Source organism: Pseudomonas sp. MWU349, from assembly GCF_017947325.1.
Classification (GTDB): Bacteria; Pseudomonadota; Gammaproteobacteria; order Pseudomonadales; family Pseudomonadaceae; genus Aquipseudomonas; species Aquipseudomonas protegens.
Map to the genome: position 1 here is coordinate 650,108 of NZ_JAFEVP010000001.1, position 15,944 is coordinate 666,051.

The 15,944-nt window shown below is 70.2% G+C and carries 7 protein-coding genes; all 7 read left to right on the forward strand.

Annotated features, from left to right (window positions below):
• Positions 1-3: 3 nt before the first annotated feature.
• From KCG88_RS02820 to KCG88_RS02850, 7 genes are read left to right on the forward strand one after another with little or no spacing between them, the layout of a single operon-like run.
• The gene (locus KCG88_RS02820) at positions 4-1,671 is read left to right on the forward strand and encodes an AMP-binding protein (RefSeq protein WP_210711694.1); all 1,668 of its coding nucleotides are present in this window, start codon (positions 4-6) and stop codon (positions 1,669-1,671) included.
• Positions 1,664-3,409, forward strand: coding sequence for an ABC transporter ATP-binding protein (locus tag KCG88_RS02825; RefSeq protein WP_210711695.1), 1,746 nt, complete (start codon positions 1,664-1,666; stop codon positions 3,407-3,409). Before KCG88_RS02820 ends, KCG88_RS02825 begins: the two co-directional genes overlap by 8 nt.
• Complete coding sequence (locus KCG88_RS02830; RefSeq protein ID WP_210711696.1) at positions 3,406-5,172, forward strand: ABC transporter ATP-binding protein; 1,767 nt, start codon at positions 3,406-3,408, stop codon at positions 5,170-5,172. The genes KCG88_RS02825 and KCG88_RS02830 overlap by 4 nt, the downstream gene beginning before the upstream one ends.
• A complete protein-coding gene (locus KCG88_RS02835) occupies positions 5,162-8,632 on the forward strand; it encodes a non-ribosomal peptide synthetase (RefSeq protein ID WP_210711697.1) in 3,471 nt (1,156 codons plus the stop codon). Before KCG88_RS02830 ends, KCG88_RS02835 begins: the two co-directional genes overlap by 11 nt.
• Complete coding sequence (locus KCG88_RS02840) at positions 8,629-14,052, forward strand: non-ribosomal peptide synthetase (RefSeq protein ID WP_210711698.1); 5,424 nt, start codon at positions 8,629-8,631, stop codon at positions 14,050-14,052. The genes KCG88_RS02835 and KCG88_RS02840 overlap by 4 nt, the downstream gene beginning before the upstream one ends.
• A complete protein-coding gene (locus tag KCG88_RS02845; RefSeq protein WP_228102332.1) occupies positions 14,049-15,164 on the forward strand; it encodes a saccharopine dehydrogenase NADP-binding domain-containing protein in 1,116 nt (371 codons plus the stop codon). Before KCG88_RS02840 ends, KCG88_RS02845 begins: the two co-directional genes overlap by 4 nt.
• A complete protein-coding gene (locus tag KCG88_RS02850; RefSeq protein ID WP_011061770.1) occupies positions 15,161-15,940 on the forward strand; it encodes an alpha/beta fold hydrolase in 780 nt (259 codons plus the stop codon). The genes KCG88_RS02845 and KCG88_RS02850 overlap by 4 nt, the downstream gene beginning before the upstream one ends.
• The last annotated feature ends 4 nt before the right edge of the window (positions 15,941-15,944 follow it).

Below are 15,944 nucleotides of genomic sequence, written 5' to 3' on the forward strand. Positions count from 1 at the left end.
AGCATGTCCACTTTCGATGACCTCAAGGATTGCCCCTCTTGGCCCGAAGACTTCGCCCAGCGCTACCGCCAGGCCGGCTACTGGCGCGACGAAACCTTTGGCGACCTGCTGCGCAGCGCCGCCCAGGCCTTTGCCGAGCGTGAAGCGCTGACCGAGGGCGAGCAGCACCTGAGCTACCGGCAACTGGACCTGCGGGTCGACCAACTGGCCGCCGGCCTGTACCGGTTGGGGCTGCGGGCCGGTGACAACGTGGTGCTGCAACTGCCCAACAGTGCGGCCTTCGTCGAAGTCTGCTTTGCCCTTTACCGTCTCGGGGTGCGGCCGATCTTCGCGCTGCCGGCCCATCGGCACCTGGAAATCGGTCGCTTCTGCGAGTTCGCCCAGGCCCGGGCCTACTTCTGCGCCGACCGGGACGCCAGCTTCGACTATCGGGCCATGGCCCGCGACCTCAAGGAACGCAACCCGCAGCTGGAGTGGGTGGTAGTCGCCGGCGAGGCCGAGGAATTCACGGCCTTGCACAGCCTGTATGAGCCGGCGCCGGCGCGCACCTTCCCGTCCCCCAGCGCCGACGCGGTGGCCTGCTTCCAGCTCTCCGGCGGCTCCACCGGAGTGCCCAAGCTGATCCCGCGCCGGCACCACGAATACCTCTACAACCTGCGCGCCAGCGCCGAGCGCTGCGGCCTGTCCAAGGCCAGCGTGTACCTGGTGGCGCTGCCCATGGCGCACAACTTTCCCATGTGTTGCCCGGGCTTCATCGGCACCTTTTCGGTGGGCGGGCGGGTGGTGCTGAGCCCCACGCCGAGCCCGGAAGTCTGCTTCGAACTGATCGAGCGCAAGGGGGTGACCCACACCGCGCTGGTGCCGCCCCTGGCCCTGGTCTGGCTGGAAGCGGCCCAGGCCCGTGGGCGTGGCCTGGCGCCGTTGCAACTGCTGCAAGTGGGCGGTGCCAAGCTCAGCTACGAGGCCGCAAGGCGCATCGAGCCGGTGCTCGGCTGCCGCCTGCAGCAGGTGTTCGGCATGGCCGAGGGGCTGATCTGCTACACCGACCCCGAGGACCCGCCACAGCGGGTGCTGCACACCCAGGGCCGGCCGCTGTCGCCGGCGGACGAAATTCGTGTGGTGGACGAGCACGACCAGCCGGTGCCGGTGGGGCAGGTGGGGCAGTTGCTGACCCGCGGCCCCTACACCATCCGCGGTTACTACCGTTACCCCGAGCACAACGCCCAGGCCTTCACGGCCGATGGTTTCTACCGCACCGGCGACCGGGTCATGCTCACCGCCGACGGCTACCTGATGGTGGAAGGGCGCGACAAGGACCTGATCAACCGCGGGGGCGAAAAGATCGCTGCCGAAGAAGTGGAAAACTTGCTGCTCAGCCACCCGGCGGTGGCCGACATCGCCCTGGTGGCGATGCCTGATGCCTTCCTGGGCGAACGCACCTGCGCCTTCGTCATCCCCCGCGGCACCGCGCCCCGGGCCCTGGAACTGCTGCGTCACCTAAGGGCCCAGGGCCTGGCGGCGTTCAAGCTGCCGGACCGCTTCGAGTTCATCCCGGCCTTCCCCCAGACCGGGGTCGGCAAGGTCAGCCGCAAGCACCTGCGCGAGGCGATCCAGGCCCTGTACTTCGGCGCCCAGGCCGAACCCCTGGAGGGAAGTGGCGCCCGTGGCTGAACGACAAGGACTTTGCGACCTGTTGCACCCGGTGCGCGGGCGCCTGCTAGCGGCCATGCTGCTGCAGGCCCTGGCGGCGCTGGTGGGGCTGTTGCCGTTCATTGCCGTGGCCGAACTGGCGCCGCTGCTGCTGGCCGGCGAGCTGGATGCGCAGCGTGCGCAGTTCTGGCTGCTGGCCGGCGCCGCCGCCTTGCTCCTGCGCCTGCTGGGGCTGGCGGCGGCATTGCAGATCACCCACCTGGCCGACAGCGACCTGCAACGCCAGCTGCGCCAGCGCATCGCCGCGCACTTGGCACGGGTGCCCCTGGCCTGGTTCGGCCAGCAGCGGGAGACCGCCGAACGGGCCTTGCTGGATGATGTCGGCGCCCTGCACCAGCTGGTGGCGCACCTGCCCAACAACCTGGTGGCGGCGCTGGTGGTGCCCCTGGCCAGCCTGGTCTACCTGCTCACGGTGAGCCTGCCCATGACCCTGGTGGTGCTGCTGCCACCATTGCTGGCGCTGTGGCGCTTGCGGGTCATGCGCACCCCGGCCTATCAGGCCGAGCGCCAGCGCCTGGGGGCGGCCCTGGGCGACCTGTCCACCGCGACCCTGAACTTTGTGCAGAGCATCGCCATGGTCAAGTCCTTCGGCCGTGCCGAGCGGGTGCAGGCGGATTTCGTCCACGCGGTGCAGGGCTTCGGGCGTTTTTTCTCCCAGTGGGTGGAGCGCTGGGCGGGCCTGGGGGCGAGTGTCGAGGTGCTGCTGTCGCCCTTGCTGGTGCTGGCCCTGGTGCTGGTGGCCGGGGTGGCGCTGACGGCGGTTGGCTGGCTGCACCCGGTGCAACTGTTGCCGTTCGCCCTGCTTGGCCCGGCCCTGGCGGCGCCGGTGGCGGCATTGGGGCATGGCGCCGATTCCCTGGTCCAGGGCCGGGCGGCGGCGCAGCGCATCAGCACCGTGCTGAGTACCCCGGTGCAGGCGCAGCCGGCGTTTTCCCGGGAGCCCGAGGGGCATCAGGTGATCTTTGATGAAGTGGCTTTCAGCTACCCCGACGGCACCCAGGTGCTGCACGGCATCGACCTGTGCCTGCAACCGGGCACCCTGACCGCCCTGGTGGGGGATTCGGGCGCTGGCAAGTCGACCCTGGCCACCTTGCTGGCGCGCTTTGCCGACGTCAGCGCCGGGGCCATCCGCATCGGCGGCGTCGACCTGCGGGACATGGACAGCGCGACCCTCTATCGCCAGGTGGCCTTTGTCTTCCAGGACGTGCGCCTGCTGCGCAGCAGCGTTCTGGACAACCTGCGCCTGGGGCGTCCCGAGGCCACGCTGGCCGAGGTCGAGGAGGCGGCCCGGGCGGCGCAGATCCACAGTCGTATCGCTGCCTTGCCCCAGGGTTATCACACCCAGCTGGGCAGTGGCGTGCAGCTCTCCGGTGGTGAAGTGCAGCGCCTGGGCATTGCCCGGGCGATGCTCAGCCAGGCACCGATCCTGGTGCTGGACGAAGCCACCGCCGCCAGCGACCCGGAGTCCGAAGCGGCGATCCAGCAGGCGTTGTCGCGGCTGGCGGCGGGGCGCACGGTGCTGGTGATCGCCCATCGCCTGAGCAGTATCCAGGATGCCGACCAGATTGCCGTGCTGCAGGCCGGGCAACTGGTGGAATGCGGCCGGCACCCGGCCCTGCTGGAGCAGCAGGGGGTGTATGCCGGGCTGTGGGCGGCGCAGCAGTTCTGCGCCGTGGAAACGGCGGGGGAGCAGGCATGATTGGCGCACTGTTACGCAGTTTGCAGCCGGCCGAAGCCAGCCTGCTGCGCCGGGCCTTGCTGGCCATGGCCGCCAGTGCCCTGGCCCAGGGCGCGGCGCTGGCCCTGTTGCCCATGGCCTTTGCCAGCCTGTTCGATGCCGCTGCCGGGCAGGCGCCGTGGCGATGGGCCGGGGCCTTTGCCGGTTTCGCGCTGCTGTGCCTGGGGTTGCGTCGGCATGCGCAACTGGCGGGCTACCGCGCGGGCGCCGCGGCGGCCCAGTCGCTGAACCTGCGCATTGGCGAACAACTGGTGCGCCTGCCCCTGGAGTGGTTCGTCGAGCGCCGCAGCGCCGAGCTCAATCGGCTGGTGACCCACACCGTACTGCAGATCATGAGCACCCCGGCGCACCTGTTGCAGCCCATGGCCAACGCCTTGCTGACGCCCCTGGCGCTGCTTGTGGCGCTGTTCTTCTATGACCGCACCATGGCCCTGGCGGCCCTGGCCAGCGTGCCCCTGCTGCTGGTGTTCTACCACTGGGGCGTGCGCTGGGGCGGCCAGGCCGAAAGCCGCAGTGAGGCGGCGGCCAACGAGGCGGCGGCGCGGGTCCTGGAGTTCCTGCGCCAGCAGCCGCTGCTGCGTGCCAGTGGCCGCACCGGCGAAGGCTTCAGCCTGCTCACCGAGGCCTTGCAGCAGCAGCGCCGGGCCCAGCGTCGGGCCCACTGGCGGACCTTTCCGGCGGCCCTGGGGCTGGCGGTGGTGCTCCAGGCCGGCTACACCGCGATGCTGCTGTGCGGCCTGTATGCAGTGCTCGGTGGCAGCCTGGGAGTGGCCCAGTACCTGGCGCTGGCGGTGCTCGCCACCTGCCTGGTGGAGCCCATGGGCACCCTGGTCAACCTCGGCACGACCTTGCGCCAGACCCGCCATGGCCTGAACCGTTTGCGCCACTTGTTGCGCCTGCCGGCGCTGCCGGAGCCGAGCCAGCCCGAGGACCCCCGGGGGCATCAGGTGCAGGTGCGCGACCTGGGGCTGGTGCGCCAGGAGCAGGTGATCCTGCAGGGCATCAGCTTCGAGCTGGCGCCGGCCTCGCTGAACCTGCTGGTGGGCGCCTCCGGCTCCGGCAAGTCGAGCCTGCTGCGCCTGCTGGCGCGATTCAGCGATGTCGATAGCGGCGCCATTTTGCTGGGGGGTGTCGACCTGCGCCAACTGTCCGCCGCCCAGCGCGATCGTTCCATCGCCCTGATGTTCCAGGACTGTCCGCCGCTGGCTGCGAGCCTGCTGGACAACCTGCGCCTGGGCGGCCCCGAGGCCAGCGACAGCCAACTGATGGATGCCGCCCGCGCCACCGGCCTGGACCTTGTGGCCCAGCGCCTGCCCCAGGGCTGGCAGACCCGGGTCGGCGAGGGTGGCGTCAGCCTCTCCGGGGGCGAGCGCCAGTGCCTGGCTCTGGCCCGGGTGCTGCTCAAGGACGCCAGCCTGATCCTGCTGGACGAACCCACCGCGGCCCTGGATGCCATCAGCGAGGCCCGGGTCAACCGTTGCCTGCTGCAACTGGCGCGCAAGCACACGGTGCTGCTGGTGACTCACAAACCGACCCTGGCCCCCAGCGCCGGACAGATCCTCCTGCTGGAGCAGGGCCACCTGGCCCAGCGCGGTACCCACGCCCAACTGATGGCGGCCCCGGGCCGTTATCGGGAGCTGTTCCACGAGCGCGAGGCGATCAATCGCTGGCGCCTGCGCCAACCCCCTTCCGTACCCCAAAGGAACGTCCACCATGACCGATAACCCAGCACTGGCACGCGCTCATCCAGCGGACGCCGGCCTGAGTCATTCACCCCAAGGACTCTGCGAAGGCATTGCCCGGCTGCTCGGCTACAGCGCCGAGGAGCTTGAACCCCAGGCCTCCCTGATCGAGCAGGGGCTCGACTCGGTGAGCATCATGCGCCTGCCGGCGCTGCTGGCCGCCGAAGGCGTGGCCCTGAGCTTCGCCGAACTGATCCAGCAACCGACCCTGGACGCCTGGTGGGCGCTGATCGAGGCTCGCCGTGGCCTCGCGGCGCCGCGGCTGCAGGCTGTGGCCAGCGCTCCGGCCAACAGCGATTTCGCCCTGACCCCACTGCAACAGGCCTACTGGTTCGGCCGCGATCCGGGCATGCCCCTGGGCGGCGTCGGCTGCCACCTGTACCAGGAACTGGACGGCCAGGGCCTGGAGCCCCAGCGCCTGGAGCAGGCCCTGCGCCGCCTGTGCCAGCGCCATCCGATGCTGCGGGCGTGCTTTATCAGCGACACCTGCCAGCGCATCCTGCCCCAGAGCCCCTGGCCCGGGCTGACCGTCCACGACCTGCGCCAGGCCTCCTGCGTCGGGGTTGCCGAGGCCCTGGAGCAGATCCGCGAAAACCTCTCGCACCGGTGCCTGGAGGTCAGCTGCGGGCAGGTGTTCGATGTGCAGTTGAGCCTGCTGCCTGAAGGTCGCAGCCGCCTGCACCTGAACATCGACCTGCTGGTGGCCGACGTGCTCAGCATTGGCATCCTGCTGCGCGACCTGGCGCTGATCCATGCCGGCCAGGAGCACAGCCTGCCGGCCCTGGACTGGAACTTCGCCGACTACCTGCGGGCCGAACAGGCGGCGCGCGCGCCACTGCTGGCGGCGGCCCGGGACTATTGGCTGGAGCGCCTGGAAGAGCTGCCGGACGGCCCGCAACTGCCCTTGGCCCAGGAGCCACAGCAGCTCGGCACCCCGCGTTTTCGCCGCCTGGCCATGCGTCTGGACCAGGGCCAGTTGCAGGCCCTGGAGCAGCGCGCCCGGCAACACGGCCTGACCCTGGCCAGCGTGCTGGCCTGCGCCTATGCCCAGGTGCTGGGGCGCTGGAGCGCCAGCCAGCATTTCCTGCTCAACGTGCCGCTGTTCAATCGCCAGGAACTGCACCCGTGCGTGCCTGATCTGCTGGCGGACTTTTCCAACCTGGTGCTGCTGGAGGTCGACCAGCGCCAGCCCGCGCCCTTCAGCCAGCAGGCCCTGGCGTTGCAGGCTCAATTGCACCGCGACATCGCCCACAGCGCCTGGCCCGGGGTCGAGGTGCTGCGCGAGCGGGCGCGGCTGCGCCAGGGCGGTGGCCAGGGCGCGCCGGTGGTGTTCGCCTGCAACCTGGGCCCGGCCTTTGTCGACGCCACTTGCCGCGAGCAGCTGGGCGAACCGGGCTGGGCGCTGTCGCAGACGCCCCAGGTCTGGCTCGACCACCAGAGCTACCCGCTGGCCGACGGCCTGCTACTGAACTGGGACGCGGTGGACGCGCTGTTCCCCGAAGGCCTGCTGGACGAGATGTTCGACGCCTACCGTGCCTTGCTGCTGTGGCTGTGCGCCAACGACTGGCAGCAGGTGGCGCCCTTGCCGCTGCCAGCGGCGCAACAGCAGCGCCGCCAGCAGGTCAATGCCACCGCCCACGCGACCCCGGCGCAGCTGTTGCACCAGGGCTTTTTCCAGCAGGCGCGCCTGAACCCCGAGGCCGTGGCGCTGATCTGCGAGCAGGGCAGCCTGAGCTACGCCGAGCTGGCCCGGCAGGCCCTGCAACTGGCCGGGGCCTTGGGCGAGTGGGGCGTGCAGCCGGGTGACGCGGTGGCGATCACCTTGCCCAAGGGCCGCGACCAAGTGGTCGCGGTGCTGGGGACTCTTGCCGCCGGGGCGGTCTATGTGCCGGTGGGCATCGAGCAGCCGCCGGCGCGCCGCGACATGATCTACCAGCGCGCCGGGGCGCGGGTGGTGATCACCGATCAGGCCCACCGCGAGGGCGGTATCTGGCTCGCCGAGCTGCGGGTGGTGACCCTGGCCCAGGCGCTGGTCGCACCGGCGCTGGGGCAACCCCTGGAGATGGCGGCGGATGCCCTGGCCTACGTGATCTTCACCTCGGGCACCACCGGCGAACCCAAGGGCGTGGAACTGTCCCACCAGGCGGCGATGAACACCATCACCGCCATCAACCGACGCTACCAGGTGAGCGCCGAGGATCGGGTGCTGGGGGTCTCGGCCCTGGATTTCGACCTGTCGGTGTACGACCTGTTCGGCCTGCTGAGTGTCGGCGGCGCCCTGGTGCTGCCGGCGGACGGGCTGCGCAAGGAGCCCCGGGAATGGCTGCGGCTGATCCGCGAGCAGCGGGTGAGTGTGTGGAACTCGGTGCCGGCGCTGCTGGACATGCTGACCCTGCAAGTGCGCGACGACGGCGGCCTGGGCGCCTTGCGCCTGGCCATGGTTTCCGGCGACTGGGTCGGCCTCGACCTGCCACGGCGCCTGGAGCAAGCCGCGGGCCGCCAGGTGCGGTTCGTGGCCCTGGGCGGCGCCACCGAGGCGGCGATCTGGTCCAACTACCAGGACGTGGCGCAGGTACCCGGGCACTGGCGTTCGATCCCCTACGGGCGGCCCCTGGACAACCAGTGCTTCCGGGTGGTGGACAGCCAGGGCCGGGACTGCCCGGACTGGGTGCCCGGCGAACTGTGGATCGGCGGTGCCGGGGTGGCCGCCGGCTATCGCGGCCTGCCGACCCTCAGCGCCCAGCGCTTTGTCGAGCACGAGGGCCGGCGCTGGTACCGCACCGGCGACCAGGGCCGCTACTGGGCCGACGCCAGCCTGGAGTTTCTCGGGCGCCTGGACCATCAGGTCAAGGTCCGCGGCTTTCGCATCGAGCTGGCAGAAATCGACGTGGCCCTGGAGCGCCACCCGACCATCGACCGCGCGCTGAGCCTGGTGCTGCCCGGCAGCGAAGCGCAGCTGGCGGCGGTGCTGCTGGCCCGGAAGCCGCTGCCCGAACCCCAGGCCCTGCGCCAGTGGCTGGGGCAATGGCTGCCCGAACACATGCTCCCGGACCTCTGGCTGAGCCTGGCGGAACTGCCCCTGAGCGCTAACGGCAAGGTCGATCGCGCGGCTTTGCTGTGGCTGCTGCAGGAGCAGCGCCGGGGCATCCAGCCGCAGAGTGCCGAGCCGCCGCAAGGGGCATGGGAAGAGGCCGTGGCCGCGCTCTGGCAGGAGCTGCTGGAGGTGCCGCAGGTGGGCCGGCACCAGGGCTTTTTTGCCCTGGGCGGCAACAGCCTGCTGGCGGCCCGGTTGATCGAACGCATCGCCCGGCAGTTCCAGCTGGAACTGTCGCTCAAGGATTTTTTCAACGCGGCCACCGTGGCCCTGCAGGGGCAGTTGCTTGCCTCGCGCCGGGAACAGCGGCCCGTCAATCAGAACGCAATGGTGGAGGGCGTGTTATGACGCTGCAGCAACTGCAACAGGATCTGCAACAACTGGGTGTGGAACTCTGGGAAGAACAGGGCCGCTTGCGCTATCGGGCCCCGGCCGGGGTCATGGACGAGGCGCGCCTGCAACAGCTGCGCGAACACAAGGAGGCGCTGCTGCAACAGGTTCAAGCGGCGCAGATGCCGACCCTGGAGGCCGACCATTCGGCCCGGGAAGAACCCTTCCCGCTGACCGACGTGCAGGCCGCCTACCTGCTGGGCCGCACCACGGCCTTCAGCTACGGCGGCGTGGCCTGCCACGGCTACCTGGAGTTCGCCCAGCAGGACCTGGACCCGGCGCGCCTGGAGCAGGCCTGGAACCAGTTGATCGCGCGTCACGAGATGCTGCGCGCGGTGGTGCTGGAGGAGGGCTACCAGCGCATCCTGCCCCAGGTGCCGCACTACCGCATCGCCCGTCACGACCTGCGCCAGGACGACGGCAGCGCCTTGCAGGCCCTGCGCGAACGCATGGAGCTGCGCCGCGCGGCGCCCCAGCAATGGCCGCTGATCGAGCTGTGCGTGAGCCTGGGCCGCGACACCTCGCGCCTGCACCTGTCGGTGGACCTGCTGGTGTGCGACTACCAGAGTGTGCGCATGCTGCTGGCCGAACTGCAGCAGCTGTACCGTGGCGAGAACCTGCCGACGCCGGCGCCGATCAGCTTTCGCGACTATGTGCTGGGTGAGCGCCGCCTGCGCGAGCAGCCGCGCTACCAGCGCGACCGCGACTATTGGTGGGCGCGGGTCGACAGCCTGCCGGGAGCGCCGGAACTGCCATTGCTGGGGCCGCCCAGCGGGCCGCGCTTCCAGCGCCGGGCCATGGGCCTGGAGGCCCGGGACTGCAATGCCTTGCGCCTGAACGCGGCGGCGGCCGGGGTCGGTGTGTCGGCGGCAATCCTCTCGGCCTATGCCGAAACCCTGGGCCGCTGGAGCCGGCGCGGGCACTTCTGCCTGAGCCTGACCCTGCTCAATCGCCTGTCCCTGCACCCCCAGGTGGATCGCCTGGTGGGGGACTTCAGCTCGGTGGAACTGCTGGAAGTGCAGACCCTGCAAGGCGGCAGCTTCGGCCAGCGCAGCCAGCAGCTGCAGGAGCGCCTGTGGCAGGACATGGACCATCGCCTGTGTTCGGGCATCGAAGTGCTGCGCGAGCTGGCGCGGCGCAAGGGCCAGGACGCGGCGCTGATGCCCTACGCCTTCACCAGCACCCTGGGGGCCGGCGGCGAGAGCGGCGGCGGAGCCTTCATGCCCGGTGCCGAACTGGTGTTCGGCATCAGCCAGACGCCCCAGGTGCTGATCGACTGCCAGGTCAGCGAGCGTGACGACGGCCTGGCGATCAACTGGGACATTCGCGAAGGGGTGTTCAGCGAGACCCTGCTGGATGCGCTGTTCGACACCTTCGAACGCCTGCTCAAGCGCCTGGCCCGGGAGCCCTCGGCCTGGACCCTGGATGACTGCCTGGAGTTGCCGGCGGCCCAGCGTCTGCAGCGCGAGCTGGTGAACCAGACTGCCGCGCCTTTGCCCTCCGGCCTGCTGCATGAGCCGTTCTGGCGCCAGGCCGCGGCTGCTCCCGAGCGTGTGGCGTTGATCCAGGGCGCCGCGCAACTGAGCTACGGCGAACTGGCCGGGCGCGCCGAAGCCGTGGCCGAAGCCTTGCTCGACGCCGGCTGCCAGCCTGGAGAGCGGGTCGCGGTGTGCATGGACAAGGGCCTGGAACAGGTGATCGCGGTGCTCGGCATCCTGCGGGCCGGGGCCGCCTACCTGCCCCTGGACACCAACCAGCCCGAGGCCCGGCGCCAGCTGATCCTGGACAACGCCGAGGTCGCCCGGGTGCTCAGCCAGTCCTGGCTGAGCGACAGCCTGTGCTGGCCGGCGCGGGTGACCCAGGTGATCGCGGTGGACCAGGGCCCGCGGGTGGCACAACGGGCGTTGCCGAGCCTGGACAGCGACCCGCAGCAACTGGCCTACGTGATCTACACCTCGGGCTCCACCGGGGTGCCCAAGGGCGTGATGATCAACCATCAGGCGGCCCTCAATACCATCGTCGACATCAACCAGCGCTTTGCCATCGAGGCCCAAGACCGGGTACTGGCCCTGGCCAGCCTGGGCTTCGATCTGTCGGTGTACGACATCTTCGGCCTGCTGGCCGTGGGCGGCGCCCTGGTGCTGCCGGACCCGCAACGCCGCGCCGACCCTTCGCACTGGGCCGAGTGCGTCCGGGAACATGGGGTGACCCTGTGGAACTCGGTGCCGGCGCAATTGCAGATGCTCACTCACTACCTGCAGGCCGTGCCATCCATGGCCCCCGGTTCCCTGCGCCTGGCGCTGCTGTCTGGAGACTGGATCCCCCTGAACCTGCCGGCGGAGACCGCCCAGCTACTGCCCGGGCTGCGGCTGATCAGCCTCGGCGGCGCCACCGAAGCGGCGATCTGGTCGATCTACTATCCGATTACCCAGGTCAACCCCCAGTGGCGCAGCATTCCCTACGGCATGCCCCTGGCCAATCAGCGCTTCATGGTGCTCGACGAGCAGGGCCGGGATCGCCCGCAAGGGGTGGCCGGCGAGCTGTACATCGCCGGTAGCGGTCTGGCCCTGGGTTACCTGGGGGATGCCGAGAAAACCGCCGAGCGCTTTGTCGACCATCCGCGCAGCGGCGAGCGCCTGTACCGCACCGGCGACCTGGGGCGCTACCTGGACGACGGCCTGATCGAGTTCCTCGGCCGCGAAGATTTCCAGGTCAAGGTCCGTGGCCACCGCATTGAACTGGCGGAGGTGGAAAGCGCGCTGCTCAGCCATCCCCATGTGGAGTCCGCGGTGGTGGTGGCAGCGGGCGAGGGCGCCTTCGAACGGCACTTGCAAGCCTGCCTGCGGGCCAGCCTGCGGGACACGCCGATCGCCTGGCCGGCGCAGTTGCAGGCGCGCACCCAGGCGGCGGCCGAAGCCGTGCGCGGCGGCTTGAGCGATGCCCTGGTGAGCGAGATGTCGGCCTGTGTCGAGCGCGCTGCACTGCTGTCCATGGGCCTGGCCCTGCAACGCCCCGGCTTGTTCGAGAGCGCCGGGCAGAGCCATGCCCTGGACGAGATTGTCGCGGCTTGCGAGGTGGCGCCGCGCAACCAGCGCTTGATCCGCCGTTGGCTGCAAGCCCTGGCCCGGGAAGGCCTGGTGCACCGAGACCTGCACACGGGGCGTTACTCGGGCCTGCAGGTGTCGGCCGAGGAATACCGCCAGCAATGGCAGCGCATCGATGCCCTGGAACCGTCCGTGGGCTGGGGAGGCGAGGTGCTGCGCTACCTGCGCGAAAGCCAGGAGCAACTGCCAGCGCTGATGAGCGACCAACTGGACCCGCTGCACCTGCTGTTTCCCCAGGGCCGCACCGACACCGCCGAAGGCGCCTACCGCAAGAACCTGATCAGCCAGTACCTGAACCAGGCGGTGTGCGCCGCGGTGCAGGAGATCATCCGCCAGCGTCCGGCCGGGCAGCGCCTGCGCCTGCTGGAAATCGGCGCCGGGGTCGGCGGCACCAGCGCCGACCTGATTCCGGCCCTGGACGGGCTGGCGGTGGACTACCAGTTCACCGACCTGTCGCAGTTCTTCCTCAACGAGGCGCGGGAGCATTTCGCCGCTTACCCCTGGGTCAGCTACGGGCTGTTCGACCTCAACCAGGACCATTGGGCCCAGGGCGTGGCCGCCAACTCCCTGGACGTGATCCTCTGCGCCAACGTGCTGCACAACGCGCGGCACGCCAGCCGGGTGCTGGCGCGGCTGCGGGAGATGCTGGCCCCGGGCGGCTGGCTGATCTTCATCGAGGCCACTCGCGACACCTACCAGATCATGGCGTCCATGGAGTTCAAGGAGGGCCTCACCGCCTTCGAGGACTTCCGGGCCGAACTGGACACCACCTTCATCCGCCGCGAGCAGTGGCAGCAGTTGCTGCTGGAGGCCGGAGGCGAGACCCCGCTGTGCCTGCCCGGGGCCGATGACGTGATGTCGCAGATCGGCCAGCACCTGTTCATCACCCGCTTCAAGAGCGAGCGCCAGGCCCTGGAGCCCGAGCAGATGCGGGCCCATCTGGCCCGGCACCTGCCGGAGTACATGATCCCGAGCCACTGGCAAATCCTCGATGAAATGCCCCTGACCGCCAACGGCAAGGTCGACCGCCAGGCCCTGGCGCGGATCGGCGTGGCCGGCCCCGAGCAGCAGGCCAGCAGCGGCGCGGCGCCCGTGGATGAGCTGGAACGCAGCATTGCCGAAGTCTGGCAGACCCTGTTGCGGGTGCCGGCGGTGGGCCGTGACCAGGGCTTCTTCGAGCTTGGCGGCGACTCGCTGCTGGTGGCCCAGGTGGTGGGCCGCCTGCGCGAAGCCTTGCCCCAGGCCCGGCAGTTGCCCTGGAGTGACCTGCTGCGCCAGTTGATCAACCAGCCCACGGTGGCGGCCCTGGCCGATTACCTGCGAGGCCAGGGCGTGGAGGGCGATTCGCCGCTGGTGCGCATCAGCGACAAGGCCCAGGGCCCGACGCGGATCTTCGTCCACGACGGCAGCGGCACCCTGGCGCCGTACCGCGCGCTGTTTGCCGCCCTGGGGGAAGAAGCGCCCCTGGAAGGGCTGGTGCTCAACGATGTGCCGGCCTACCTGGCCCTGGAGCCGGCCACGGCGATCCGCCAGTTGGCCGAGCGTTATGCCGACACTCTGCAGGCCGAAGGCCGGCGCCAGGTGAGCATCGTCGGCTACTGCCTGGGCGGGCTGCTGGCCACCGAGCTGGCGGCGTGCCTGGCGGCGCGCTCCATCGAGGTGCTGCAACTGAGCGTGATCAGCAGCTACCGGGTGCCGTTCATGATCGAGGACGACCTCTTGGCCGAGTACGTGTTCGCCCGGGTGATGCAGGCCGATCCGCTGACCCTGGGTTACCCCGAGGATGAACAGGCCATGGAACGCACCATCGCCCGGGTGCTGGCGCAGACTCCGGGGCGCGTGCCCCAGGGTTCGCTGCTGGCCTTGAGCGAGGATGCCCAGTGCGCCCCGGCCCTGGCCTGCCTGCGGCGTCTGGCACACAAGACCCCGGAGCAGCGCCTGCAGGCCATTGCCGAGGCCATGCGCCACGCCGGCTCGCAACTGAGCGACCTGCACTGGCTGCGCGAGCAGTTGCAGGTATTGCGCCACAGCCTAGCCGCGGTAGCCCTGCACGAGGCCACGCCGTACCAGGGCGACATGCTGTTCATTCGCCAGAGCGGCGAGGTGCAGGTGCTGCCCGGCATGCACCGCGACATGAGCGCCTACTGGCAGGCCCTGTGCCTGGGTGAGCTGCGGGTAGTGGATGTGCCCGGGGATCATTTCAGTTGCATGCAGCAGCCCCAGGTGCAAGCCGTGGCCCAGGCCTTCGATGCACCCACCGAGGTGGCGGCATGAGGGCAGGGGTGATGGGGCTGGTCGGCGCTTACGGCAGCGTCGGCCGTCAGGTCGCGCAGTTGCTGGCTGGCAAGGTGGCACTGCGCCTGGGGGGGCGCGATCCGCGGCAGGCCGAGCAACTGAACCAGCAGTTGGGGGCGCGCGCCGAGGTGCGCGCCCTGGACCTGTGGGAGCCACAGAGCCTGGCGGACTTCTGCGCTGGTTGTTCGCTGGTGATCAACTGCGCCGGGCCCAGCTATCGGATTCTCGATCGGGTGGCCCGGGCCGCCCTGGCCGCAGGCGCCGACTACCTGGATGTGGGGGGCGACGATCCACTCCATGAGCGGCTGGTGGGACAGTTGCCGGCGGGGCACCGGGTGCTGTTGTCGGCGGGCATGCTGCCGGGGCTCTCGGGGCTGTTTCCGCAACTGCTGGCGCAGTCCTTCCAGCGGGTCGATGCCTTGCGCTGCTATGCCGGTGGGCTGGGGCGCTTGTCCGCCACGGCTGCCGAGGATTTCCTGCTGAGCCTGGGCAACGGCTTCGGCCAGGCACAGTGCGGCTGGTGCGAAGGGCAGGTGGTGCGCAGCACGGCAAGTGCCGAACAGGCATTGCAACGCGACTGGCTGCCACCGGCCGGGGTGCAGGCCTATCCGTACCTGAGCACCGAGCAGCAGCGCCTGTTCGGTGATGTGCCGGTGCGCCACGGTCAGGGTTTCAACTTGTTCGAGGGCGGCCAGCTGGCGGCGGCCTTGCAACGTATCCAGGGCTCGGCGCCAGAAGCGCGCAGCAGCGCGCAGAACATCGCTGCGCTGGTACAGGCCAGCGCCCTGGATGTGGCCGGGCGCCGGCCCTATCAACTGCTGGCGGTGGAAATCGACGGCCTGCGCGAGGGCCGCCAGCAGCAGGCCAGTGCCTGGCTGCGGGCCAGCGACGGCTCGCGCCTGACCGGCAGCGTCGCAGCCTTCTGTGCACTGCAGTGGGCACATCTGCCTGAGGGGCTGCACTACGCCGCCCAGGTGCTGGACGCGGCGGCCTGCCTGGAACAACTGCTGCGCTGGCTGCCGGATACCCGGGTGCACCTGCCCGACTTCGCCGCTGTGGCGCTGGCCGAGCCGGAGGAGGGCGTGCTGTGAGAAAGGTTCCCAGTGCCTGGCTGCGTCGTTATCCGCAGCCGCAACCGCCGCGCTGCCGCCTGGTGTGCCTGCCCCATGCCGGTGGCAGCGCGAGCTTTTTCAACGACTGGCGTGGCCAGTTGCCGGCGGATGTCGAGCTGGTCAGCGTGCAGTACCCGGGGCGCGAAGAGCGCCTGAGCGAAAGCTGGCCCGGCAGCCTGGAGTGGATGGCGGGCACTATCACCCGGGCCCTGTCGGACCTGGTGGACCGGCCCCTGGTGCTGTTCGGCCACAGCATGGGCGCGGCCCTGGCCTATGAGGTGGCGGCGCGCATGCAGCAGCAGGGCTCGGCGCCACAACGGTTGATCGTGTCCGCGCACCCCGCGCCCCATCGCCAGCGCAGCGGCGAACTGCACCTGGGCCCGGACGAGGACCTGCTGGCGGATGTGCGACGCCTGTCGGACGGTGCGCCGTCGCCCCTGGATGACCCGGCGCTGCGCGACCTGTACCTGCCGGCGCTGCGCAACGACTACCGGCTGATCGAGTGCTACCGCGGTGCGCCCGGCCGTGCCCTGGACCTGCCCCTGAGCGTGTGCCTGGGGGCCCGGGACACCGAGGTGGACCAGGACGAAGCCTATGCCTGGGCCGAGGTCAGCGCCCAGGTCACCGACTTCCAGGCCTTCCCCGGCGGGCACTTCTACCTGCGCGAGCAACAGGCCGAACTGTTGCGCCACCTGACCCGGCTGCTGGCCGGCCATGGCGAGCAGCCGTGGCAGTGCTGGCCTTCGACCCCATGAATTT